This is a genomic window from Mordavella massiliensis, from assembly GCF_016902415.1.
GTDB lineage: Bacteria > Bacillota > Clostridia > Lachnospirales > Lachnospiraceae > Merdimonas > Merdimonas faecigallinarum.
The window spans coordinates 1-20,206 of record NZ_JACJLV010000037.1; the positions used below are offsets into that span (position 1 = coordinate 1).

Sequence of the window (20,206 nt, forward strand, 5' to 3'; positions counted from 1 at the left end):
TCTTCCAGCAAAATATGTACCCTTTTATTATTGTGGTAGTCCTCTTCCCACACTTTCATGCCTTCACACTCTGTACACTCATCTAAATTACAATCATAATGCTCGATAAATTTCCTGACCCATTTAATCCGTTCACATCTTCTTAAATCAGGAACTCTCTCTCCGTCTTTTTGGTAATCTTGACAAGTGACATGGTAGAATCCTTCTTCGCGATTATATTCAATCGGTTGGTAGCGGATTTTAACCCTCTTTCCGTCATATATAGGATAAGACTTTTTAAAATCATCACAAAACACGCCATAAATCGCATCTTGATATTCGTCCCAAGACTCGTAATCTTCATATAACATTAACTCCGGCAGCCATTTACATTCCATCTATTCTGCAGCTCCTATCTTGCGTCCCATACTAAAATATTAAATTTATCTTCTCTATATAAGGTAGACTTTGTTAACCGATATCCACTTCGTTCTTTTATCAAATCTATAATTTCCTGTTTGGTCTTACTTTTACGAAATCCTTCTGGGAAATCCCGATTTTGGTAACAAACTGCTCCAATTAATATATCCACCAGCTGCATGATCTGAACTTCATGGGATCGTATCGGTTGAATACGGCGAATAATCCTTCCGGAAAAGTCATACATATTGTTACTGCAAACTTCTCTCAATTTATTTGCCTTTTTATGCGAATTGGTATCCTTGATATCAATATATACCTCATAGCGGTCTGTTGGATCAAAAATTACTTTCAGCATATCAAAATACATCTTATAGTACCAATCGTCGTGAGTTTGGTTAAAGCGCGCGTGATCCAACCGTTGTTTATCTGGAACTACCACGCACCGAAAATGCAAATCAGAACAATCAAAAAAATAATTAACCAGTTCAATATACATTTCTCTTTTTACCGGTCCGATTTTTGTCCACTTTAGTTCTGATGTCGGATACACCTGATATTTGGCTTTTATTTCCTTAATCCGCTCTGTAATAGCCGGTAATTTTGCCTGTGGGCACCAGACTGCTCCTAGTACCATATCATTTATACCATCGTTTTCCAAATGGCAGCTTTCGTCACAATATATATTATACAACGTGTTCATCTACTACCTCCGCTCCTTACTGCTCATATTTTTAAAATGATTTCTATCAAATAATAAGCAACTCAAATTTAAAGAACTGTTCCAAACAATTATATCAAATTTAATGTTTAAACGCCACAAACTTATTATGCTAAATACAAGTCTCTCGTCTAAACAATTAGATTTTATACCATATATCGGATTTTAAAATTGACCGCAACTATATATTGTGTTATTATAATCCTGTACTTATTTCTTGTGTTTCCCGTAAGGGAGTCTGGACAATTCATCCAGGGCACATGTAGTTTATGTTTGGAAATTAGTGTCATAAATTGGCGTAATCCGCCTTTTTATGGCACTTTTTTTATTTTCAAAATTATTTTATTGCCAGAAGGCAGAAAGGAGAATCACTATGTCACTATTCACAATTTTTTCAGGAAGGCCCACAACAGATCCGGAAATGAAGCAGTCTAAAACCGGTACAGAGTATATCTCTCTAGATATCGCTGTACCGCAGTATAGTCCGGATGGAAAAGAAAATGCCCTCTTTGTCCAGTGCTACTTTCACAAATCCTTAGCTGACCGGCTTTTAAAAGCCAAAGTAATGAAAGGCACCTGTCTGCAGATCCGCGGTGATTTAAAGGCAAATGCCTTTGTTTATCAGCAGGGAGAAAAAGCCGGACAGGCTGGCCTGAATCTGAACTGCTATGTAGAGAACTGGGAATTTTGTCTGTCTAATCGTCAGAATTCCGGACAGAACCCGAACCAGGGGCAGAACGGGAACTATCAGCCGAACGGGAATAACCCGGGTGGCAATTACCCAAACAACGGCGGACAGAATAACCGCACTCCGAATGGGAATGGATTCGGCGGCAGTTATGCCGGCAATAATAACCCTCAAGGCAGCTCAGCCAATGGCCGCAATATGAATGGAGGATATCCCCGTAGCGCGCCTGGTGGTGTTCCCACACAGGCAAATGGCTACGGAAATCCGAATCAGACTGCAGAAGGAGGCTATGGGTATAACCCGAATCCCGAAGGCAGTTACTACTCTGAGGGGTTTGACGGCGTTCCCCAGGAACCGCTTCCGTACAATTAAGCAGTAAAATGAATCATGGATAATCACAGAGGAATTGGTGCGGGAAATCCCCAAACAATTCCTCTTTTTTAAGGAGAATGAAAGAGTATGAAAAGTATAACATTTTTTAAAATATTCACAGGTGTTGTATTGGTCTTAGCACTGTTTGCTACAAATCTTGATCAGAGAATTCTTCTCGCTGTTATTCTGATCGGTCTTCTGGGAACTCTGTTTCTTGCAGTCCTTCCCCTGATACATTTTCCGCAATGGAAAAGAACTCCGATAAGGATACCCAAAAAGAAGAAACACCTGCCTGTTATGGATGAAGACGATCCTCTTGCAACGGCTCTTATATGCCAGATTGGTCATCGGATCACAGACAAATTAAGATCTGCATATCCGCAGGCCACATGGAACTGGGAAAAACAGCCCAGCATTAAAAGGCTTCTCTCCGGACAGACAATCCGGATACAGCTTATGCAGGCTGGCGATTATACTCATGCAGAAATCAATCTGGATTCTTACGGCAGCATCCAATTCCATCTTTTAATCATCAAAGACCTTTCCGGTTCATCTGTTCCGGAAGATGATGGAAAAGAAACGGAACCGCCAACCGACTGCGCTTCCTGGTACGAACTTATCGGGAAGGATATTCTTCAGCAGGTGATCACTGATCTAAATGCGAGAGGATATTCCAGTCTTTCCATCAATGAAAATGGCGACGTATTTATCATGGAAAAAGATACCCCTGTCATCAAGGAACGTTTTGATCATTTCCCTGGCAGGCAATATTGGAAAGAGCTCTCGAAAATCCTGGAAGAGAATGAACTGAAAGTCAAGAATCAGGGCAGCACCCTTGTCCTTTCTTGGCGGAATTAGAAAGAAGGTGATAGAAAATGAGTAAATTATTTGAAACATGGAGCTGGAATCGGCCGCATATTCATCCCTTTTCGGGATACGCCAAAGCATTGTTGAGGCGATCTGATGTATCAACTCAATACTTTTCCGGCAGCGCCCGTAAGGCAACGGTTCATCCGCTGATCATGCAGGCCGTACAGATGTATCTGGATCTGGAACTTGGAAACAGGGCTTCCGGTCACACACATGAGGGAGCCATAGGCAGTCAGGGAAATGATATTACGGTTGCGGAATATCCCAGCAGTTCAGGAGAATTGCAGATTATCATCTTCAACCGCAATACCGGTAAATTTATGGCAGGACGATATCCTGATCCGATTACACCAACAGCACGGCCGACTGCGTATTCCTACGCCGAAGCCGGAAATTCCGGAACGGCGCTTTTCTTCGCGCTGCTTCCTACATTCCTTGGAAATCCGGAATTTAACCAAGCGTATCAGGATTATAAGGCTCAAGCCACTGCCGGTTTCCCGGACGATGATGCCACAAGTAAAGCGGCTGCTTTGATGTGCGACAATATGTATCGACGCATTGAATACGCAAGTGGTCTTGGCGCGGATGGAGTCAATGTAGTAATTCCGGCAGGAGGAGCAATTCCGGCACTTCGCGCGCTGGATATTAAACGGGGAACTTATCTTCCTACAAATACTTTGGCCGGACAGTTTGAAATCATGGTAGACACAAATGCTACCGGCTCTCCGAAAGCCACTATTGCAATCAATGATTTTGTCGGGAAGTATGTTCTCGATGAATCCCGCGTGCTGACAAGCGAAGAGGAGTTATCCGTGCCAGTCCTTCCAGATTGGTATCTGATCCCTCCGGAGGTCAAAATAATCTGTGAACACGCGAAAGGAACAACCGGAACATCTCATGCCATGCGTAACTTTATGATGCGCGGTCCTGCAGGAACCGGGAAAACTGAAGGTGCAAAAGCGATTGCTGCAGCACTGCATCTTCCTTATCGGTTCATTACCTGCTCAGCGAATACGGAAGTATTTGATCTGATTGGCCAGATCCTCCCGGCAACAGAAGAGAACAAAGAAGATAGCGGAGGTGCTTATCCATCTCTTACAGACATTCAGATGGACCCGGCAAGTGCATATTATATGCTGACCGGAACTTATGAGGATGAAATCGATGAATTTACCGTCTATAAAACCTTGCTTGAGAAGGTTCATCAGGACGGGGAACATTCGGCTGCAGCACAGAATGGGAGCAATTCTTTTCACTATGTAGATACTCCTCTTGTGGAAGCGATCCGCAACGGGTATGTGCTGGAGCTGCAGGAACCCACCTGCATTGCCAATCCTGCTGTCCTGGTTGGATTAAACGGGCTTCTGGATCAATGTAAATCCATCACGCTTCCCACTGGGGAAACGGTGGAACGTCATCCGGATACAGTCATTGTAATTACAACCAATGTGGATTATGCCGGATGCCGTGGCATGAACCAATCCATCATATCCCGAATGAACCTTGTCATCGATTTGGATGAGCCGGATGAGCAGACGCTGGTGAAACGGGTAATGGGAGTCACCGGATGTAAAGACAAATCCGCAGTAACAAAGATGGCGCAGATTGTACATAAGATCCATGAATACTGTCAGGAAACCTCCATCCGCGACGGCTGCTGCGGTGTTCGTGAACTGATCGCATGGGTACAGTCCTACATGATTATCAAAGATATTTCAGAGGCAGCAAAATATACTGTCCTGTCCTCCGCCTCCTCAGATGCGTCCTGCAGGAAAGAAATCGAAGACACCTGTATGAAGACGCTTCTTGCAGCATAAGGAGGTTTCTATGAATCAATTATCAGAGTCCGAAATCCGGACAAATTTCTCAAAGAACCTTTCATACATAAGGCGCACAAGCAAATATCGGCTATCACAGGCAACACTTGCAAGAAGGCTCTGCCTTTCTAAGTATGCCGTCAGTATGTATGAAGCAAACCGTGCAGCTCCGACCGCATATGTGGTCTATCTGGTATCCCTCTATTCCGGGATACCGATGGAGCGGCTGCTTACAACAGATCTATCGAAAGGAGAATGATTTTGCGCGCAGATTACAGATTACTCAAAAAGCAGATCATGGAAAAGCGCGATGAGATTACAGACAAAGAACTTTTTTCCTCTGGCGCTTATGCAGATTATCAGAGCCGGATCGCTGAAGGTATTACCAAACGATACCGGGCAGGTGTTCATGTTGTAATGATGTGGAATGAAGATGAAAATGCGGCTGTCGCATATACAAATAACATCACGATTCATATGAACGCTGCCAATAAGATCACCGCCAGCTTTCCTACCAGACTCTTAAAATCCCTTAGCTTGACTGGCATGAACGGACATGAATGCGGGCATATGTTGTTTACTGATTTCACCGCATCATCTTTATATCTCAGTTCTTTGGAAAGCGGCAACTTTTATCCATGTGAACCAACCATCGCTGCTTCCCAATACGCTTCTAATTATCAAGAATTATCACAAGCCCTCAGCGGAAAAGCCGCACGCCTCGCACTGGCGAAATTTGCATCTCAGCTTCTCAACATCCTTGAAGATGTTTATATCGAAGCCAGAATGTGCCAGGAATTTCCGGGAAGCATCCGTCAGGGCATTAACCTCAACAATGACAGATATGCCGAACAGATCCCGTCAATCCAGAAACAGATTGACAGCCACTATCAGGGATTTGCCATTGTCGCGAATTTGCTGATCCATTACTGCAAGGCAGGAGACATCAACAATCCTACCAGCTACCAGGGGGAATATCTGGATTATTTTTACGAATGTCTTCCCATTGTTTCCGAATGCATCTATGAAACAGATCCACGGGAACGTTTTAAAGCAGCAAATGAAATTCTCGTTATCCTGTGGGAATATATCAAGCCCTTGATCCAGGAAGCAGAACAGCGGGAACAAGCCGGTGATCTTGGCACGTTTGGAGAAGAACTTGCGGAAACACTTGGCAAACAGGTGGCTGGTGGCAGTCCGCTTCCTAAGAAAAAGGGGCGCCCCAAAGATAAACGTAAAGCCAAAATCAACAAAGGCGTTCTTCAGGAAGGAAGGGAAGAAATACAGGAAATTCTCCAGGAGGAAACCGGGCGCATCGCGCTTGAAAAAACTTCTGAGCTGTCAGTTGGCAGCAACCCGGGGATTTCTTATAGCTTCGATTATACCGGCTCTGGTTATGAAGACGCTGCGAACGATATCAAAGGCGTGCTTACAAAACTCGCAAAGGATCTGGCCGAACTGGAGTATGAGGAAGACCTTTCCGAAGAGCTCCAGAAGGAGTCCAACGCAATTCAATACGGAAATATCCACAAAGGAATCCATATCTACGTCAACCGCATGACTCATGTTTCGGAACGGCTGAAGCAAAGCTATGATGCTGTTGCCGGACCACTTTTAGACATCTCCAGACGGTTGCAGCAATCGGTCAGTGAAATTCTCGATAAGAAACGGAACGGCGAAAAGCTGAATCATCTGGTATATGGAAGGCGTCTGGAACCAAGGAACCTATATCACAATGACGGCGGATATTTCTCGCGGACCCGGCTTCCAGGAGATCCCTCCGAACTGGCCGTGGGGCTGCTCATTGATGAAAGTGGCTCTATGGGAAGTGCGGCCCGGCTTCCAATGGCAAACCAAACCGCAATTATTCTCTATGATTTCTGCCGTTCTCTTGATATCCCCGTCACGATCTATGGTCATACAGAAGATTACTCCGATGCTGTACAGTTATATTCCTATGCAGAATTTGATTCGATTGATAATCAGGACTGCTATCGGTTAATGGATATGGCCGCCAGAGTAGCAAACAGAGACGGAGCTGCGCTCCGCTTTGTGGCAGAACATCTTGTAAAACGGCCGGAAGAATTGAAAATCTTAATTCTGATCTCAGACGGTCAGCCTGCCGGAACCGGATATTACGGAACCGAGGCCGAAAAGGATCTGCGGGCCATAAAAAAGGAATATCGCCAGAAAGGTGTCATCCTGTTTGCGGCTGCAATCGGCTCAGATAAAGAGAGGATTAAGCGGATCTATGGAGACGGTTTTCTGGATATTACAGATTTGAACAAATTGCCGAAGCTGTTGCCCCAGCTTATTACTCAATACATCGAATAGAAAGAAGGAAAGCAATATGAATGAACCCTATGTTTCTACACAGATCAGCGTACTCAAAACAGACCGCAGGCTGATTGCCTTTTATGACAAGCTCAAAACTGCAGATGTTACCAGGTATGCACAGCTTCATGCTGACGGCGAATACTATGAGAATAATCGGAAGGCGCGTTCTCTGATAGGCTTAAGGCTTCTGGATTATTCCAACGGCACCGGCGACCGTACGGTTTCTGTATATGCCAACGTATCTCCTGACACTCTAGAATTCATTTTCACACGGTTATGCGCAGGAGTACCTGAATTCTCCTTTTACCAGGACAAAATCTTTGGTGAACAGGATCAGGGAGGCTATTCGCAGGTGACACGGCTGAGTATTATCCGGGCCACTGTCACCTCCAACGGCCAGCCGCGCCGGATTCCATGGATCATATCCGTAGATAACGGGAAAGGGATCGCTGTAAAAAATCCAAACGGTGGATCTTATATGAAAAAAGGCAGTTTTCAGTCAAACGCCAAGATTGAGATTTCCCTTACCGATGCCGATATGTTTCATGTCTTAAACCGCGTCGTACGGTATATCCATGCATGGGAAGGTGCTATCGCACCTAATCTGATCGTAAGCGGAAAGGATGCCCTTCAGAACGTACTCAGCCAGAGACAAAACAACGGAGGTGCAGCATACAACGGATATACCGATTCGTATGGCGGGAACTATGACAACAGTTACAGTGGAAACTACAGCGATAATTACGGCAATGGCTACGATAAAGGATATAATCCTGATTTTAATGCAGCCTGAGCGATTCGAGGGGATCTCTATCCCCTCACCAGATGAAGGAGGACCCAATGAAACCAGCAATAATTCGGACAATGGATTCTCAGGGGCGGATCATTATACCTCATGAAATCCGACGGACTATGAACCTTTCCGGCGGAGATACCATAGAGATCCGCACCGTAGAAAACGGAGTCCTGTTAAGTAAATACAAAAGCGCTTTTGCCGGGGATCGCAGTATGAAAAAATATCTCAATATTCTTTACTCCGTTACCCACTGCGGCGCTGCTATATGCACGGAAGATCAGGTGATTGTCTCCAAAGGTCTCTGTGTCATGGAAGGAACGACTATATCTGAACCCCTTCAGGATTATATCCGGTCCGGAAAACAGCAGATATTTACAGAACCGGTTTATCTGACAGATACATCGGTTTCCCAAGTAGATACTTTAATCCCGCTGTCTGCACCGGATAGATTCTGGCAGTCTTCAGCACTTGTTGTCATCAAGGGGAGACGTGAAATCACGGAATCGGAACGGGCCTGCGCCCGCCTGATTGCCGCACTGATCAGCAGCCCCAACATATAATTACGATTTTCATGCTTTTTACAAAGGAGGAAGGAACACAATGAAGAAAATAACAGTATTATCAGAGAATGAACGTCAGTTTGCTGACAAACATCACGACACAGTTTTACACTTTCTGTCTCATTTTCATCTGAAAATGGCAGATTACTATGATGTTGTAATCTTCGGTTATCTGTCTGCGGTTCAGAGTTATCTGTCTAATCCCGAACTTCAGAAGTATCGTTTTTCTACGATTGCATGGAGCCGGATGATGGATGCTCTGGCAGAAGAACAGATCTACCAGCGCCGTCCGAAACGCTGTGCTGCAACTCTTTCCTTTGAGGAAGATTCCAACCTTAACGAATTAAACCGTCTTCTTCCGGATCGGGAAAAGGCGATTGAGGATCAAATGTTTGATCGTGAAATCCTCTATGAGCTGCTTTCTTATTCTACACCGAAAGAACGGGAAGTCCTGTACTTAAAGGCAGACGGATACTCCTATCACGAGATCAGCGAGTACTGCAGCATCAGTGTAGCAGGAGTTCAAAACCGCATCAGTCGTTTTCGCAACCGTCTGATGTCGCCAAGAATCCGTAAGGCTGCCATATGAGAGGAGAGAGGATATGGAGAAGAATAAAGTGATTAACTTTCAGAATCATCCTAAAAAAGAATTACATCTAACCGGATATCTTTCCCTTCCGCTTCGCGTGGGAGAGCGTGCATGGATCATCAGCAATTCAGGTATCCACCCTACTTCCGAAGTAGAAAAGATCTGGGAAGTGTCCGAGTCAGGTATTTTGTTTGAAACAAAAAATATCATCTATCGCCTTGATTATACTGCGGCGAACGCAAAAACCGGGGTGATATGTGCTTGAATAAGACAATAGAACTGGAGAGCAGTCTGCAAAAGCTGCTCTCTATCCTAAAAAGAAATCGGGAGCAAGTTCCCCGTGATGAACTCAGAACAAGATTCCGGAATGCCTATTATCAGCTCCTCGGTCAGATCAACCATTTGCTCTGGCACTATATCTGCACGCGGCTTACGGACCGGCTATATAAGAATCCTTATATGCCTGAAGATCCTCAGATTGAGGCTCTTCAACAGGCCATAGATGAGTCCGGTCTGATCCCTGAGATTTCCCGCTATGTCAGCAGAACCTACAGCATAGCAGCAATAAATCCGCTGATACAAGAATTAAAAAGTAAGGTAGAAACCGCTCTCTGGCCCTTTGTGGATCTGGAAACATGCCTTGTGGCAGATCTGGATCATATGGAACGGGAGCCGGTCATCTACAATACGATCACAAAGCAGATCTGGGTGGATGGAGAATGGATTGACCATGAGCTTAATCTGGAGTGGAAATTGCTGATCTATCTCAGGGAACGGCCCTATGACACTACGATTCCTGTAACAAGAAAGGAAGCAACGAATGAATATTTACCGAATGAACGGAACGAAACAAATTGCAATCCCGTTGACAGACAGGGAAATGGAGCAGGCTTACGAGATCATGAAGTATCAGGCATTCGCTAATGACTTTGTGGAACGGTATATTGATCGCTGTGATCAGGAGATCGGCCGGTGTAATCTTCCTGTAGATACACTGGAAAACGAGACGGAATTACTGGAAACTGCATACAAGTTGTATCAGGAACTTCAGGATTGTAACTGCACGTTTAATGATACGCTCAACACAATATTTGACAAAATAGAGCTGATGGTACAGCAGAATGCTATTGCTTTGCAGGCTGCGTAGGAAAGAAGGGATGAAATGAGAAATAAAATATATTTGCTTAATGACTTTGATTACATCGAAGAATTTTTAAAATACGACGAGCTCTGTTGGGAACTGGGCAAAATTATTGTCCAAAAGAACTGGAGAATGCCTTCATTATCTGCGGATGAGATTCGAAAATTAGCCGCCATAGATAATGGCAGCATCATAAAGGGAATTACGGACAAGCCGTTATATGATCTGGTTATATGTATTCTCAGGCAGTGCTGTGAAGATGGATTCTATAATGGCAAAAAATATTTTGAAGTCTCTGAGATGCCGGTTTATAATCCGATTCTGCTTCTCTCTGAACTGAAATTCTATCATTTTGCCATTACTGTTCTTTATGAAAATCCGGAGGTGATCTCTAATCTCTTACATAGCAGGAACTTGTTCTCCTCAGAGGTATCAATCGAAGACCTGAAAGAACAGGGGAATCGTGCTTTCAAGGCATACAGATCCGCCGAAGCCAAAATCAGGAAACAAATCAATGCATTTTCCGATCCGGAGTACATTTTTGAGATAGTCACGAAGGAGCTTAACAGGTTGATGGATCTACTACCGGCCGGTTTCGCGGCAGCTATGCGATGTGCAGTTTTTAAGGACGAGCTTCCAATTTATAAAGAACTCGGCTATGGGGAAAGTTGGAACACTATGCCTATGCCGTCCATCATCCTGAATTTACTGCGGCATTTCAGTAAAAGCGAACGGACAACTCCTGATGGAAAGGTTGCTGTTTCTGTTTATAATCTGAATGATGCCATGTTTCTGTTCTATTCCAGAGAAAGTGCAAATGCTTTCAAAAAGCGATATGAAATTGAAAACTGCTGTATTCTGGTAAAAAGCGACGGACTTTGGCTCAAAGAAAAAAGTAAGAAGAAAAATAACATAGAAGGAAATTGAAATAATAGTTTGTAGGAGCTGCCCTCTTTCGAGCAGTTCCTTTTCATAAGGAGAGAGCAAATGCAAATATATATATTACATGGATATGTGGACGGCCTTATAGATCCGGTTGTATCCACAGATTATTCTTCTGTTTTTGATGCAATGAAGACCGCATATGAATCGGCACTTGAAGATGTTAAGCAGACACCGGATGAGCAGGACTGTACTTTCCTAAATGGCTATTCCGCTACGGCTGTGGTCTGTGGCGACTGGCACGAATGGGAGATATCTGTTGCTGAACTTCCAGAAGAGGCTTTAATAAACAATGAAAGAGGTGACCATGAATGAAACAGACATTGTCTACGATATATACAGAATCATCAAAAATTTCTCCCGCTGTCCAAGAAGCAATAACAGAATTTCGGGGAGATTTCTTTTTCTTGAGTAATTTTTACTATGCTCCCATTACCTATATGGGCCAGCGCTATGCAAACAACGAAGCCGCTTTCCAGGCCCAGAAGACACGCACCCCCAATAAGCGGAGGGAATTCACAATCCAGAACCTTCAGCATCCGAGGGATGCCCAAAGGCTTGGCCGACATCTACAGCTCAGGGAGGACTGGGAAGAGATCAAGCTGGAGCAGATGTACAATATCTGTATGGCCAAATTCTTCCAGCATCCGGATCTGCGTGAGAAACTCCTGCAGACCTGTTGCTGTCCGCTGTTTGAAGAGAATACATGGGGCGACCGTTACTGGGGAACAGTAAATGGCTATGGAGAGAATCATCTGGGGATTATCCTGATGGATATACGGGCGAAGCTACAAAATGAACTTGTATATCACGCTGATATGATAGTATAATCCGCTGCCTCTATTCTCTATATTGTTCGGAAATACTTTGAGCCGCCCGCATGGACGGCTCTTTTCATAATTAACTACTTTCATTATCTATTAAATTACCCTTCTGGTACATCCACAAATTTATATCCCACTCCACGGACTGTCTGAATATACATTCTGTCTGCATATTCTCTCAACTTCTGTCGGATACTACTGATAACACATCGCACCTTATTCTCTTCATTTATCGGGATTTCATCCCACACAGCCTCATAAATTTGCTTACTGGTAAGCACTTGTCTGGGATGTCTGGCCAGAAATAGCATCATATCAAACTCATGATGTGTAAGATATATTTCGTTTCCTTCGACCAATATTCTGCGCTGATCTGGGAAAATAGAAAGCCCCGGAAAAGTTGTCTTATTCGTCACATCTGGTCTATATTCTTCCATTTTAGCGCAGCTTCTAATACCAGACAGAACTTTATGCAAAATAGCGGTTTCAGCATCTTTAAATTCAACAATCAGAAAATAGCCGATATTTTCACCTCCTGTCTACGATTTTGTGCTATATCCTTTTTCATTAATATTCTTTTGATTCAAATATTCTTACGGTAAGAACATAGGAACAGATTTCTGCTATAGCTGTAATTATCAAAATCAGTATAAGGCTTATATAATACACAGCATCAGAAACGCCTTCATTTCTAGTAAGGAAATTTACGCCCAGGCTAATACAAAAAATAATACAAATAGCGCCAATCACACTTAACACCAAAATTAATTCTGTTTTTTCTTCTCCCCACAAGTAATATAGTGGATAAGCAATTTCACCCATTAAAACAGACAAAACCCATCCGCCCAATACCAATGTAACAGCATCACGAAACCCATAATAGAAATATATATTACCATGAATCAATACTGTCAATGCCATAAAGATCGTCGCAAATACAACTCCTGCAGAACTACATAACAGATGGCTTACATATTGGCTCTTCACTATATGCCTTCTTCTGACTGGCAATGTTAATTTATATTTTGTCCACTTTGATGCACCTTCTTTTCTCATACTGGAAATCGCAAGTATCGAAATAATTGGTGCGGCCATTAAAGTAAAAATACTAAGGATTGTCGCTTCTCCCGTTACTACTTGCAGAATCCCCAACACTAGTAAAAAAGCTGATACAATTTTCATATTACCTAAAACACCATAAAAGTTATTCTTTATAAGGCCATTCATATTTCATTCCCCTTTACCAACATCAACATGATTTCATCAATCGTTACATGATCTATTACAACTCCTGGATATTTCCGTTCAGCAATATTCATATTAGAAACAAGTATGTCTGTTTGATAATCTCTTTTTCGATATACAATAATATCCTCTGGTTCGATTAATTCCACTTGTTTCTCTTTACATCGTAAAATTCCATAGTTATAGATCAAATTATCTTTTGTCTCCGTTAATATAATTTTGCCATTATGGATAAATGTAATATAGTCTGCAATTTTCTCTAAATCACTTGTTATATGAGAAGACAGCAAAATCGAATGCTCTTCATCTCCAACAAATTCTAACAACACATCCAATATTTCGTCTCGCATTACTGGATCAAGACCACTTGTTGCTTCGTCCAAAATAAGTAGTTTCGGATGATGAGACAGCGCAACTGCAAGCGCTAGTTTCATTGTCATCCCTTTGGAGTATGTTTTTATTTTCTGTTTTTTCGATAGGCGAAATGATTTAATATAATTCTGAAACAATGTATCATCCCAATGTTTAAAAATACCACTCATGATGTTAGATAGTTGTTCTGCCGATAAATAACCAGGGAAATTGTCTCCATCATAGACAACACCAATATTTTCTCTAATCTCAACATTGTCATCTGTCATTTCTGTTCCTAAAATCTCAATTGTTCCTGAATCTTTAAAGAGCGTTCGTAAAATACACCCAATCGTGGTTGTTTTTCCAGCACCATTTTCTCCTACAAATCCCATAACAGAACCTGAAGGTAATGCAAAAGAGACTTTATTTAAAGAAAAGTCAGAGCCTTTGTAGGTTTTAGTAACATTATTAAGTTTCAAAGCGTAGTTCATATTATTCATTCTCCTCATAAAACATAGTTAATAGTTCTATCAGCTTTTCTAAAGAGATATTACTTGTTCTTCCAATTTCTGCTGCTATCTGCAAATGTTCTTCCGCAATTCGCTGCTGTTCTTCCTGATAAAATTCTTTATTCTGTGCTGACACAAAACTGCCTCTCCCAACAGTAGTCTCTATAAATCCATCTCTTTGCAGATCCTCATAAGCTTTTTGAACTGTAATTACGCTTACATGAATTGACTTTGCCAATGCACGCATAGATGGGATTGCCTCTCCAGCTTGTAGTTCTCCACTCATTATCATAGCCTTTATCTGTGAAGTAATTTGCTCATAGATTGGCTTATTTACATTGTTACTGATAATAATATCCAATTTTCACCACCCGCTTTAAATTGTACTTATTGTTCATGTACATTATATTCATCAACACATATCCTGTCAACCGATATTTCAATTAAATACTTCTGCAGTTAAAAATAGAGCAATGCTTTCTTATAACATTACTCTCAAAATAACCAATTATAATACTCTTTTTATTTTAAAATAAACTCATCTGTTCATATTCAGCATGAGCCTTTAACAGCACTGGCGTTTTATGCAGTAAATATTCTGTTGCCTTGTCATCCAGCACCCAGTCCTCTAGTTCCTCTGGTTCCAAGATCAACGGCATCCTGTCATGCACCGGAGATACAGACGGGTTTGCCTCTGTTGTCAAAATCACAAATCGCTCCTGATCCTGATATTTATTATAGCAACCCGCCATAAACAGAAACGGAGCATCATACCTTTCATACGAAAACTTTTCTTTGCTTTTATCCCATTCATAAAAGCCTTTAGCCGGGATAATGCATCGTCTATGTTGCACGCTGTCTCGAAACGTCTTTCGCTCTGTGGCACTCTCAGCACGGGCATTGATCAATAGTCCTTTTCCGTCGAAGCGCGGAAAGCCCCATGCCATGCAGTCTGCCATCAGATGTTCGTTCTCTCCTCTTATCACCGCTGCTCTCTGGGATGGACGAATATCTCCTGTGCGCTCGACATGGAGTTTTCGATCCAAATCCCTCACAATCTTTTCAATTTCTCTTGCAGTCTCATCATCTACATAATAACGTCCACACATAGATGCTCCTCCTTTATTATGGCTTTCCCTGTATATGCTCTTTGCTCTTCTTCAGCAACCTCTGCAGACGCAGATAATCATAAACCCGAATAGGATTATGAATAACATCGCTTACCGATATATGATATAGGATCTGATAGGGAATCCCCTGCCGGATACACCAGATACACAGTGCATAGGTGCTGCGGATATTGCCCCTCTGGAGCAACCGCATCAGATAAGAGAGTTTCCCAATATCCTGTTCTGAATATGCTGCAACTGCTACTGGGAAACTTAGTCCTTCCATAAAGAACTGCAGTTGCTTTAATCCCTCTTCTGGGAATTTTAAAATATTCTTTCCCATTATTCTCCTTCCCAGCTAATCTTCCAACAGTGTGCCTGTGGATAATAATACAGGCGGAACTGATATTCCTGGTTTTCCACTATTGTACTGCAGCAAAACTCTTGGATCGCAATACCACAGTAATATTTCTCCGCCTGCTTTTGCACCTGGATGTGAGTGATGCTGTGGATCAAGCCTTCCCCGTCTTGGTATTTGACCATTTGAGGGATTGTTCGTCCAGTGCTGGTAAACCAGACCCCGCAGGCAATTTGCTCTAATTCTCTTGTCAGCTCACCCTCATCCGGATTCTGGGCGTTCGTTCCAATACCCATACTCATAGATCTCTACCTCCTATTTTACCCCGATTTTCTCATAATCGACAGATCTTTTTTCCCGGCTGATTCCCCCGGACATATGGTCAATAGGGCTATCCACAAATGCGGCCCGTTTAACAGAATCAATCCCATATCTTTTCCGTATCCGATCTACTGCAGCGTCCACTTTCTCCAATTTTTCATAATCGGTATCATCAAACATATCAAGCTGACGCATATTAATCCCATCCTTTATCCGGCTGGTGTGAATTCCTAAATGTCTGATTGCTGAACCATCCCATAGCTCATCAAAGAGCTGACAGGCGAATTTGTGAATTTCCGTTGTTATATTGGTTGCATTTCGTAAAGTCATCTGATGACTGGCATAGCGCAGGTCATGAGACTTAATCCCTACGGCAATCACTTCGGCCCGTACCTTTGCTGCCCGCAGTCTGGTTCCCACCGTCTCAGCCAGCGCGAGCAACACCAGCTTCGCAGTGGACGCATCGGTTACATCAAATGCAATGGTAGTAGAGTTCCCATACCCTTTATTTGCTGGCGTCTCTGACTGAACAACAGACACATCTATCCCACGGGAAAATGCCCAGATGACTTCCCCATGCTTCTTCAGATGCACTTTCAACAAATGTGGATCTGCATGAGCCAGTTCTCCTATCGTATGGATACCCAGGTTGAACAGCTTTTTTGCAGTCGCCCGCCCGACAAAAAACAGAGCGCTGACTGGGAGCGGCCACATTTTATCCGCAATCTCATTACGCCACAGCGTATGCACCCGGTCCGGCTTCTCAAAATCCGATGCCATCTTTGCCAGCAGCTTATTCTCAGAAATCCCGATATTTACCGTAAACCCCAGTGTATCCCGGATCTGATTTTTCAGTCTGTTTGCCACTGTTACCGGATCACCCCACAATTTTTCCGTTCCTGTCATATCAACAAATGCTTCGTCTATCGAGTATTGCTCTACATCTGGAGAATACTGGCGCAAAATATCCATAAATGCCTTAGAGCACTTTTCATATAGCCCATAGTTAGGCGGAACCAAAATTAGCTCCGGACATTTCTGTTTCGCTTCCAAAATAGTTTCTCCCGTTTTTACATGAAACTTTTTGGCCGGAATAGATTTTGCAAGAATAATCCCGTGCCGCATAGCCATATCTCCGCCTACAGCAGACACCTGCTCTCTTAGATCAACCTTACCTCCAAGATGAAAGAGGCGATATACCGCTTCCCAACTTAGAAACGCAGAATTTACATCTATATGAAATATAACTTTATCCAAACCTACGTTCGCCTCCTTTTAAGCCCATTATATAGAACATATGTTTGTTTTGCAATAGCATAATTTTTCCAAAATTGCTGCACAAACTTTTGTCCTGTACTTTTCTATATGACGCATACTATATGCAGTGTTATATTTATATTGTAATTACTATTTATGCTAATCCATAAGGGTCACATGCTGTTTATGATTGAATGAAGTCAGAAAGATATTGCGCCTTGCAAATCCTCTGACTTTTTTATTTGTATAATTGCATGATAAAACGAGAATGGATCAATATATGTTGATCCATTCTCATTTTTATTTATATTGTTCAGAAATACTTCGAGCCGCCCACACTGGACGGCTCTTTTCATACTAATACAACGGTAACCGGTTATGCTTTTCTTCATCAAGCCATATTTTTCGCATCAGATATGCCTGACGGAATTCATGTGCTGAGTTTCCACATTCTCTCGGCACACAAGATACATAGTAGCGCAGATCCAACTTGAAAATCTTTTCTCTGCCTCTGCTCAGCGCTCGAATCATTTTGCATAGTTTCCGATTCAAGCGATAAGACATTTTCTTATCCTTCACCTTCAAAGATGAAGCATGAAGTGTTCTTCCCTTTAAGCACTCCCTGCCAAGTTCAAAAATTTCTCCGATCCGCAGCGGAGTCTGGTATAAAATACCAAAGAAAACTGCTTGCTCCAGATAACCAGATTTTACATAGTCTTCCATAGTATCTTTTCCCACTCCGAATAAACTGAAATAGTGTAATTCACGATATGTCTGTGCCTGTATGCCTTTTCCAAGGCTTGCTATTCTGTTGACAACTAGCTTGCCAATTTTAACTTCTATATCCACCGCGTTTTGCTCAAATATGGAGATAAGAGGTATGCGGACAGACTCCAGTATCGCCTTAGACGCACATATCCGGATATAGGAATCGATCACTTTTTCAGCTTTTATATTTCTCCTTTTGATTCTCTTAAAGACATCATAAAAAAGAGAGATATAACAGAGAGAGGACTGCCATGGCTCAACAATATACTCAACCAATTCCTCACATTTCTTCTTATTATCGCTCCAAACTTTCATATAGAGAATTTTCGGCACATAGTTTTTATCATCCGCATATGGATTTATTTCACCACTGATCCGGATTGTACCATAGTATCGTTGATTCCTATATTCTAATTTTCTGGATATTCTCAATTACGTTCCCTCCCTCTGCCCGAATGTAATCTTTTCTTTATACTGATACCACTGTTTCCTGTAATAAGCTGTATGCTTCCTGAAGAAAAAATTCTTTTGTATATCCCTTCATATAAAATTCCCACAGTTTTTGATGGATCTCCTCAGCGCTTATATTGCTATATTGATTTTCCAGCATCTTTACAAATGGATACACCATTGTTTTTTCTATCCGCTGATCCGCTGCAATCGCGACCTCATCCATCTGATAAACTTCGTATAAACACTCCAGGATAATCTTCGTATCCGTTATCACTTTCATTTCTGGTTTCACCCACTCCTTTTTCATAGCCACGTTCCTCCTTATATCCGGACTCGAAGGCCGTCCAACTTGGTCCTCGGGAATCCCACAAGATACCACTGATCACTCGTATCCATCTCAATCCGAACCGGAATCCACGTATCTTTCACCTTTACCTCAAAGCAGTCTCCACAGTGCAGCCCTCCATAGTACGACTCCACATCAAAACGAATATCGTATCTTCCGCTGCTTTTGTCATAATATAAATTACCTTCTCTTGTTTCCATCCATTGGTTCCTCCTATGTTTGTTTCTCATAAAATAGAAACAGCAATCCAACGGATTTTGGAAATTTAGAGCAGATTTGCCTTTTCTTTCATCTCTTTCCTGCTCGTATTCGTATACAGCAGCGTAGTCCGCTCGCTTGAATGACCGGCCTGATTCGCCACCTCCGGAATACTGTATCCGCATTTAAGCGCATGAGAGCAGAAAAAATGTCTGAGCTTATGAGGATTGATCCGATCTGAGCACTGGCTAAAAAACCGATTCACGCTGCTTCGGTGAAGTTTCCCGCCTTTTCTGCTGACAAACAAGTATTCACACTCTGAATTTCTTTCCTTCAGATACTCTCTGACTGCGTGAATAATCTTATCATTGATAAATACAATCCTCTGCTTATTTCCTTTCCCTATAACAATCAGCTCCCGGGCCTGAAGATCTAAATTTGTCAAAAGAAGATCCGTGCATTCGCTGACTCGTAAGCCGGCATAAGCCAAGAGAGTCGCCATTGCATAATTCCTTTTTCCGTTTTCTACAAGTACCCGCTGGAGAAACTCGTCCACTTCCGGTTTTTCAAGATCTGACGGACTGGCAATCATCTGCTGAAATTTCAGCCGATCTTCTGATACAACCACATCGTCTTCCTGGTCCTTCGTTTCAATAAGGAATTGATTAAAGCAGGAGAGAGCAGACAATTTTGCATTGATACTATTGAATTTCAATCTCTTTATATTCTGGAGATAAGATCGATAATCCAAAATATTCGTATGATAGAGCTTTGTCATCTCCCGACCGTATGACTCTTTATACCACAGCGCATATCCTTTTACATGGCCAAGATAGGTCTTGATCGTATTCTCTGATTTTCCATGCTGCGACATATATTCGTGAAAATCTTCCAGTGAAATCATTCCGCTTCCTCCTCTCTGCAATTATGTTGCGTTCACTTTCCAGTGGTTTGTAGGAAATTATGTTGCGTTCGCACTATATTTCCCGGAGATTATGATGCTCTAACACAACATAATTACCATTATGTAGCGTTAAGAAAAGATCCTTTTCGGGATCTCACTTGCATTACTCCCTACATATAATAAATACGTTACTGGATCAGGAAACGCAAAAAGAACAGCAGATTGTCTCCGCTGTCCATAGTGCAATTACTTCTATATAAAATTGTTGAAATAATAAGTTGTAAACTCATTCCTCCGGGATCACAAATCTATATCCAACACCACGTAC

General features: G+C 42.4%; 28 protein-coding genes. 14 read left to right on the forward strand and 14 right to left on the reverse strand.

From position 1 onward, the window contains the following. Positions 1 to 377, reverse strand: a 377-nt coding sequence (locus tag H6A13_RS10160; protein WP_204909477.1) for a hypothetical protein, incomplete at its 3' end; no start/stop codon positions are given. Positions 378 to 391: 14 nt separating this feature from the next. After that, complete coding sequence (locus H6A13_RS10165; RefSeq protein ID WP_087150762.1) at positions 392 to 1,102, reverse strand: DUF3800 domain-containing protein; 711 nt, start codon at positions 1,100 to 1,102, stop codon at positions 392 to 394. Between the two features lie 391 nt (positions 1,103 to 1,493). Between H6A13_RS10165 and H6A13_RS10170 the strand changes: the two genes are divergently transcribed. From H6A13_RS10170 to H6A13_RS10235, 14 genes are all read left to right on the forward strand, one after another. Beyond that, positions 1,494 to 2,180, forward strand: a complete 687-nt coding sequence (locus tag H6A13_RS10170; RefSeq protein WP_204909478.1) for a single-stranded DNA-binding protein — start codon at positions 1,494 to 1,496, stop codon at positions 2,178 to 2,180. Between the two features lie 297 nt (positions 2,181 to 2,477). Next, complete coding sequence (locus tag H6A13_RS10175; RefSeq protein WP_204909479.1) at positions 2,478 to 3,038, forward strand: hypothetical protein; 561 nt, start codon at positions 2,478 to 2,480, stop codon at positions 3,036 to 3,038. Positions 3,039 to 3,055: 17 nt separating this feature from the next. Beyond that, complete coding sequence (locus tag H6A13_RS10180; protein WP_204909480.1) at positions 3,056 to 4,867, forward strand: AAA family ATPase; 1,812 nt, start codon at positions 3,056 to 3,058, stop codon at positions 4,865 to 4,867. A gap of 10 nt (positions 4,868 to 4,877) precedes the next feature. Then, a complete protein-coding gene (locus H6A13_RS10185; protein ID WP_204909481.1) occupies positions 4,878 to 5,126 on the forward strand; it encodes a helix-turn-helix domain-containing protein in 249 nt (82 codons plus the stop codon). Positions 5,127 to 5,128: 2 nt separating this feature from the next. After that, entirely contained in the window at positions 5,129 to 7,201 is a 2,073-nt protein-coding gene (locus tag H6A13_RS10190; RefSeq protein WP_338043057.1) for a vWA domain-containing protein, read from the forward strand. A gap of 16 nt (positions 7,202 to 7,217) precedes the next feature. Further along, complete coding sequence (locus H6A13_RS10195) at positions 7,218 to 7,997, forward strand: hypothetical protein (RefSeq protein ID WP_087150756.1); 780 nt, start codon at positions 7,218 to 7,220, stop codon at positions 7,995 to 7,997. Positions 7,998 to 8,044: 47 nt separating this feature from the next. Then, entirely contained in the window at positions 8,045 to 8,560 is a 516-nt protein-coding gene (locus H6A13_RS10200; protein ID WP_162607870.1) for an AbrB/MazE/SpoVT family DNA-binding domain-containing protein, read from the forward strand. A 40-nt stretch (positions 8,561 to 8,600) separates the two neighbouring features. Beyond that, on the forward strand, positions 8,601 to 9,149 hold the full coding sequence (locus H6A13_RS10205; RefSeq protein ID WP_204909483.1) for an RNA polymerase sigma factor: 549 nt from the start codon (positions 8,601 to 8,603) through the stop codon (positions 9,147 to 9,149). Between the two features lie 13 nt (positions 9,150 to 9,162). After that, positions 9,163 to 9,414, forward strand: coding sequence for a hypothetical protein (locus H6A13_RS10210; RefSeq protein WP_087150753.1), 252 nt, complete (start codon positions 9,163 to 9,165; stop codon positions 9,412 to 9,414). Further along, on the forward strand, positions 9,411 to 10,073 hold the full coding sequence (locus H6A13_RS10215) for a hypothetical protein (protein WP_204909484.1): 663 nt from the start codon (positions 9,411 to 9,413) through the stop codon (positions 10,071 to 10,073). Before H6A13_RS10210 ends, H6A13_RS10215 begins: the two co-directional genes overlap by 4 nt. Beyond that, positions 10,051 to 10,296 carry a hypothetical protein gene (locus H6A13_RS10220; RefSeq protein WP_204909485.1) on the forward strand — a complete coding sequence of 82 codons (246 nt, stop codon included), beginning with the start codon at positions 10,051 to 10,053 and terminating at the stop codon, positions 10,294 to 10,296. The genes H6A13_RS10215 and H6A13_RS10220 overlap by 23 nt, the downstream gene beginning before the upstream one ends. Positions 10,297 to 10,311: 15 nt before the next feature. After that, positions 10,312 to 11,217 carry a hypothetical protein gene (locus tag H6A13_RS10225; protein WP_204909486.1) on the forward strand — a complete coding sequence of 302 codons (906 nt, stop codon included), beginning with the start codon at positions 10,312 to 10,314 and terminating at the stop codon, positions 11,215 to 11,217. Positions 11,218 to 11,277: 60 nt separating this feature from the next. Then, complete coding sequence (locus H6A13_RS10230) at positions 11,278 to 11,547, forward strand: hypothetical protein (protein ID WP_087150749.1); 270 nt, start codon at positions 11,278 to 11,280, stop codon at positions 11,545 to 11,547. Between the two features lie 92 nt (positions 11,548 to 11,639). Next, the gene (locus H6A13_RS10235) at positions 11,640 to 12,062 is read left to right on the forward strand and encodes an NADAR family protein (RefSeq protein ID WP_243424782.1); all 423 of its coding nucleotides are present in this window, start codon (positions 11,640 to 11,642) and stop codon (positions 12,060 to 12,062) included. A gap of 95 nt (positions 12,063 to 12,157) precedes the next feature. Here H6A13_RS10235 and H6A13_RS10240 read toward each other — a convergent pair whose 3' ends face one another. The 12 genes from H6A13_RS10240 to H6A13_RS10295 all read right to left on the reverse strand — a co-directional run bounded on the left by H6A13_RS10240 (position 12,158) and on the right by H6A13_RS10295 (position 19,878). Continuing rightward, a complete protein-coding gene (locus H6A13_RS10240; protein ID WP_204909488.1) occupies positions 12,158 to 12,493 on the reverse strand; it encodes a winged helix-turn-helix domain-containing protein in 336 nt (111 codons plus the stop codon). A 130-nt stretch (positions 12,494 to 12,623) separates the two neighbouring features. Next, positions 12,624 to 13,283, reverse strand: a complete 660-nt coding sequence (locus H6A13_RS10245) for an ABC-2 transporter permease (protein WP_204909489.1) — start codon at positions 13,281 to 13,283, stop codon at positions 12,624 to 12,626. Further along, on the reverse strand, positions 13,280 to 14,146 hold the full coding sequence (locus tag H6A13_RS10250; RefSeq protein ID WP_204909490.1) for an ABC transporter ATP-binding protein: 867 nt from the start codon (positions 14,144 to 14,146) through the stop codon (positions 13,280 to 13,282). Before H6A13_RS10250 ends, H6A13_RS10245 begins: the two co-directional genes overlap by 4 nt. A 1-nt stretch (position 14,147) precedes the next feature. Beyond that, positions 14,148 to 14,525 carry a GntR family transcriptional regulator gene (locus H6A13_RS10255; protein WP_204909491.1) on the reverse strand — a complete coding sequence of 126 codons (378 nt, stop codon included), beginning with the start codon at positions 14,523 to 14,525 and terminating at the stop codon, positions 14,148 to 14,150. 166 nt (positions 14,526 to 14,691) lie between these two features. Further along, positions 14,692 to 15,273, reverse strand: coding sequence for an SOS response-associated peptidase (locus tag H6A13_RS10260; protein WP_204909492.1), 582 nt, complete (start codon positions 15,271 to 15,273; stop codon positions 14,692 to 14,694). Between the two features lie 16 nt (positions 15,274 to 15,289). Continuing rightward, entirely contained in the window at positions 15,290 to 15,616 is a 327-nt protein-coding gene (locus tag H6A13_RS10265) for a hypothetical protein (RefSeq protein WP_204909493.1), read from the reverse strand. Continuing rightward, positions 15,616 to 15,933 (reverse strand): hypothetical protein, encoded by a 318-nt coding sequence (locus H6A13_RS10270; protein WP_204909494.1) that lies wholly within the window; start codon positions 15,931 to 15,933, stop codon positions 15,616 to 15,618. Before H6A13_RS10270 ends, H6A13_RS10265 begins: the two co-directional genes overlap by 1 nt. A 13-nt stretch (positions 15,934 to 15,946) precedes the next feature. After that, a complete protein-coding gene (locus H6A13_RS10275; protein ID WP_204909495.1) occupies positions 15,947 to 17,209 on the reverse strand; it encodes a DNA polymerase Y family protein in 1,263 nt (420 codons plus the stop codon). 357 nt (positions 17,210 to 17,566) lie between these two features. Continuing rightward, positions 17,567 to 18,409 (reverse strand): hypothetical protein, encoded by an 843-nt coding sequence (locus H6A13_RS10280; protein ID WP_204909496.1) that lies wholly within the window; start codon positions 18,407 to 18,409, stop codon positions 17,567 to 17,569. A gap of 37 nt (positions 18,410 to 18,446) precedes the next feature. Beyond that, positions 18,447 to 18,737 (reverse strand): hypothetical protein, encoded by a 291-nt coding sequence (locus tag H6A13_RS10285; protein ID WP_087150742.1) that lies wholly within the window; start codon positions 18,735 to 18,737, stop codon positions 18,447 to 18,449. Between the two features lie 14 nt (positions 18,738 to 18,751). After that, positions 18,752 to 18,976 carry a DUF5348 domain-containing protein gene (locus tag H6A13_RS10290; protein ID WP_087150741.1) on the reverse strand — a complete coding sequence of 75 codons (225 nt, stop codon included), beginning with the start codon at positions 18,974 to 18,976 and terminating at the stop codon, positions 18,752 to 18,754. Between the two features lie 65 nt (positions 18,977 to 19,041). Further along, on the reverse strand, positions 19,042 to 19,878 hold the full coding sequence (locus tag H6A13_RS10295) for a tyrosine-type recombinase/integrase (protein WP_204909497.1): 837 nt from the start codon (positions 19,876 to 19,878) through the stop codon (positions 19,042 to 19,044). Positions 19,879 to 20,206 lie beyond the last annotated feature (328 nt).

Excerpts from the sequence above, each read along its gene's own strand:
- H6A13_RS10230 (WP_087150749.1), top strand. The coding sequence starts at position 11,278 with ATGCAAATATATATATTACATGGATATGTGGACGGCCTTATAGATCCG.
- H6A13_RS10285 (WP_087150742.1), bottom strand. The coding sequence starts at position 18,737 with ATGAAAAAGGAGTGGGTGAAACCAGAAATGAAAGTGATAACGGATACG.
- H6A13_RS10175 (WP_204909479.1), top strand. The coding sequence starts at position 2,478 with ATGGATGAAGACGATCCTCTTGCAACGGCTCTTATATGCCAGATTGGT.
- H6A13_RS10250 (WP_204909490.1), bottom strand. The coding sequence starts at position 14,146 with ATGAACTACGCTTTGAAACTTAATAATGTTACTAAAACCTACAAAGGC.
- H6A13_RS10290 (WP_087150741.1), bottom strand. The coding sequence starts at position 18,976 with ATGGAAACAAGAGAAGGTAATTTATATTATGACAAAAGCAGCGGAAGA.
- H6A13_RS10225 (WP_204909486.1), top strand. The coding sequence starts at position 10,312 with ATGAGAAATAAAATATATTTGCTTAATGACTTTGATTACATCGAAGAA.
- H6A13_RS10195 (WP_087150756.1), top strand. The coding sequence starts at position 7,218 with ATGAATGAACCCTATGTTTCTACACAGATCAGCGTACTCAAAACAGAC.
- H6A13_RS10245 (WP_204909489.1), bottom strand. The coding sequence starts at position 13,283 with ATGAATGGCCTTATAAAGAATAACTTTTATGGTGTTTTAGGTAATATG.
- H6A13_RS10210 (WP_087150753.1), top strand. The coding sequence starts at position 9,163 with ATGGAGAAGAATAAAGTGATTAACTTTCAGAATCATCCTAAAAAAGAA.
- H6A13_RS10295 (WP_204909497.1), bottom strand. The coding sequence starts at position 19,878 with ATGATTTCACTGGAAGATTTTCACGAATATATGTCGCAGCATGGAAAA.
- H6A13_RS10220 (WP_204909485.1), top strand. The coding sequence starts at position 10,051 with ATGAAGTATCAGGCATTCGCTAATGACTTTGTGGAACGGTATATTGAT.
- H6A13_RS10200 (WP_162607870.1), top strand. The coding sequence starts at position 8,045 with ATGAAACCAGCAATAATTCGGACAATGGATTCTCAGGGGCGGATCATT.
- H6A13_RS10185 (WP_204909481.1), top strand. The coding sequence starts at position 4,878 with ATGAATCAATTATCAGAGTCCGAAATCCGGACAAATTTCTCAAAGAAC.
- H6A13_RS10265 (WP_204909493.1), bottom strand. The coding sequence starts at position 15,616 with ATGGGAAAGAATATTTTAAAATTCCCAGAAGAGGGATTAAAGCAACTG.
- H6A13_RS10205 (WP_204909483.1), top strand. The coding sequence starts at position 8,601 with ATGAAGAAAATAACAGTATTATCAGAGAATGAACGTCAGTTTGCTGAC.
- H6A13_RS10240 (WP_204909488.1), bottom strand. The coding sequence starts at position 12,493 with ATGGAAGAATATAGACCAGATGTGACGAATAAGACAACTTTTCCGGGG.
- H6A13_RS10260 (WP_204909492.1), bottom strand. The coding sequence starts at position 15,273 with ATGTGTGGACGTTATTATGTAGATGATGAGACTGCAAGAGAAATTGAA.
- H6A13_RS10165 (WP_087150762.1), bottom strand. The coding sequence starts at position 1,102 with ATGAACACGTTGTATAATATATATTGTGACGAAAGCTGCCATTTGGAA.
- H6A13_RS10170 (WP_204909478.1), top strand. The coding sequence starts at position 1,494 with ATGTCACTATTCACAATTTTTTCAGGAAGGCCCACAACAGATCCGGAA.
- H6A13_RS10270 (WP_204909494.1), bottom strand. The coding sequence starts at position 15,933 with ATGAGTATGGGTATTGGAACGAACGCCCAGAATCCGGATGAGGGTGAG.
- H6A13_RS10180 (WP_204909480.1), top strand. The coding sequence starts at position 3,056 with ATGAGTAAATTATTTGAAACATGGAGCTGGAATCGGCCGCATATTCAT.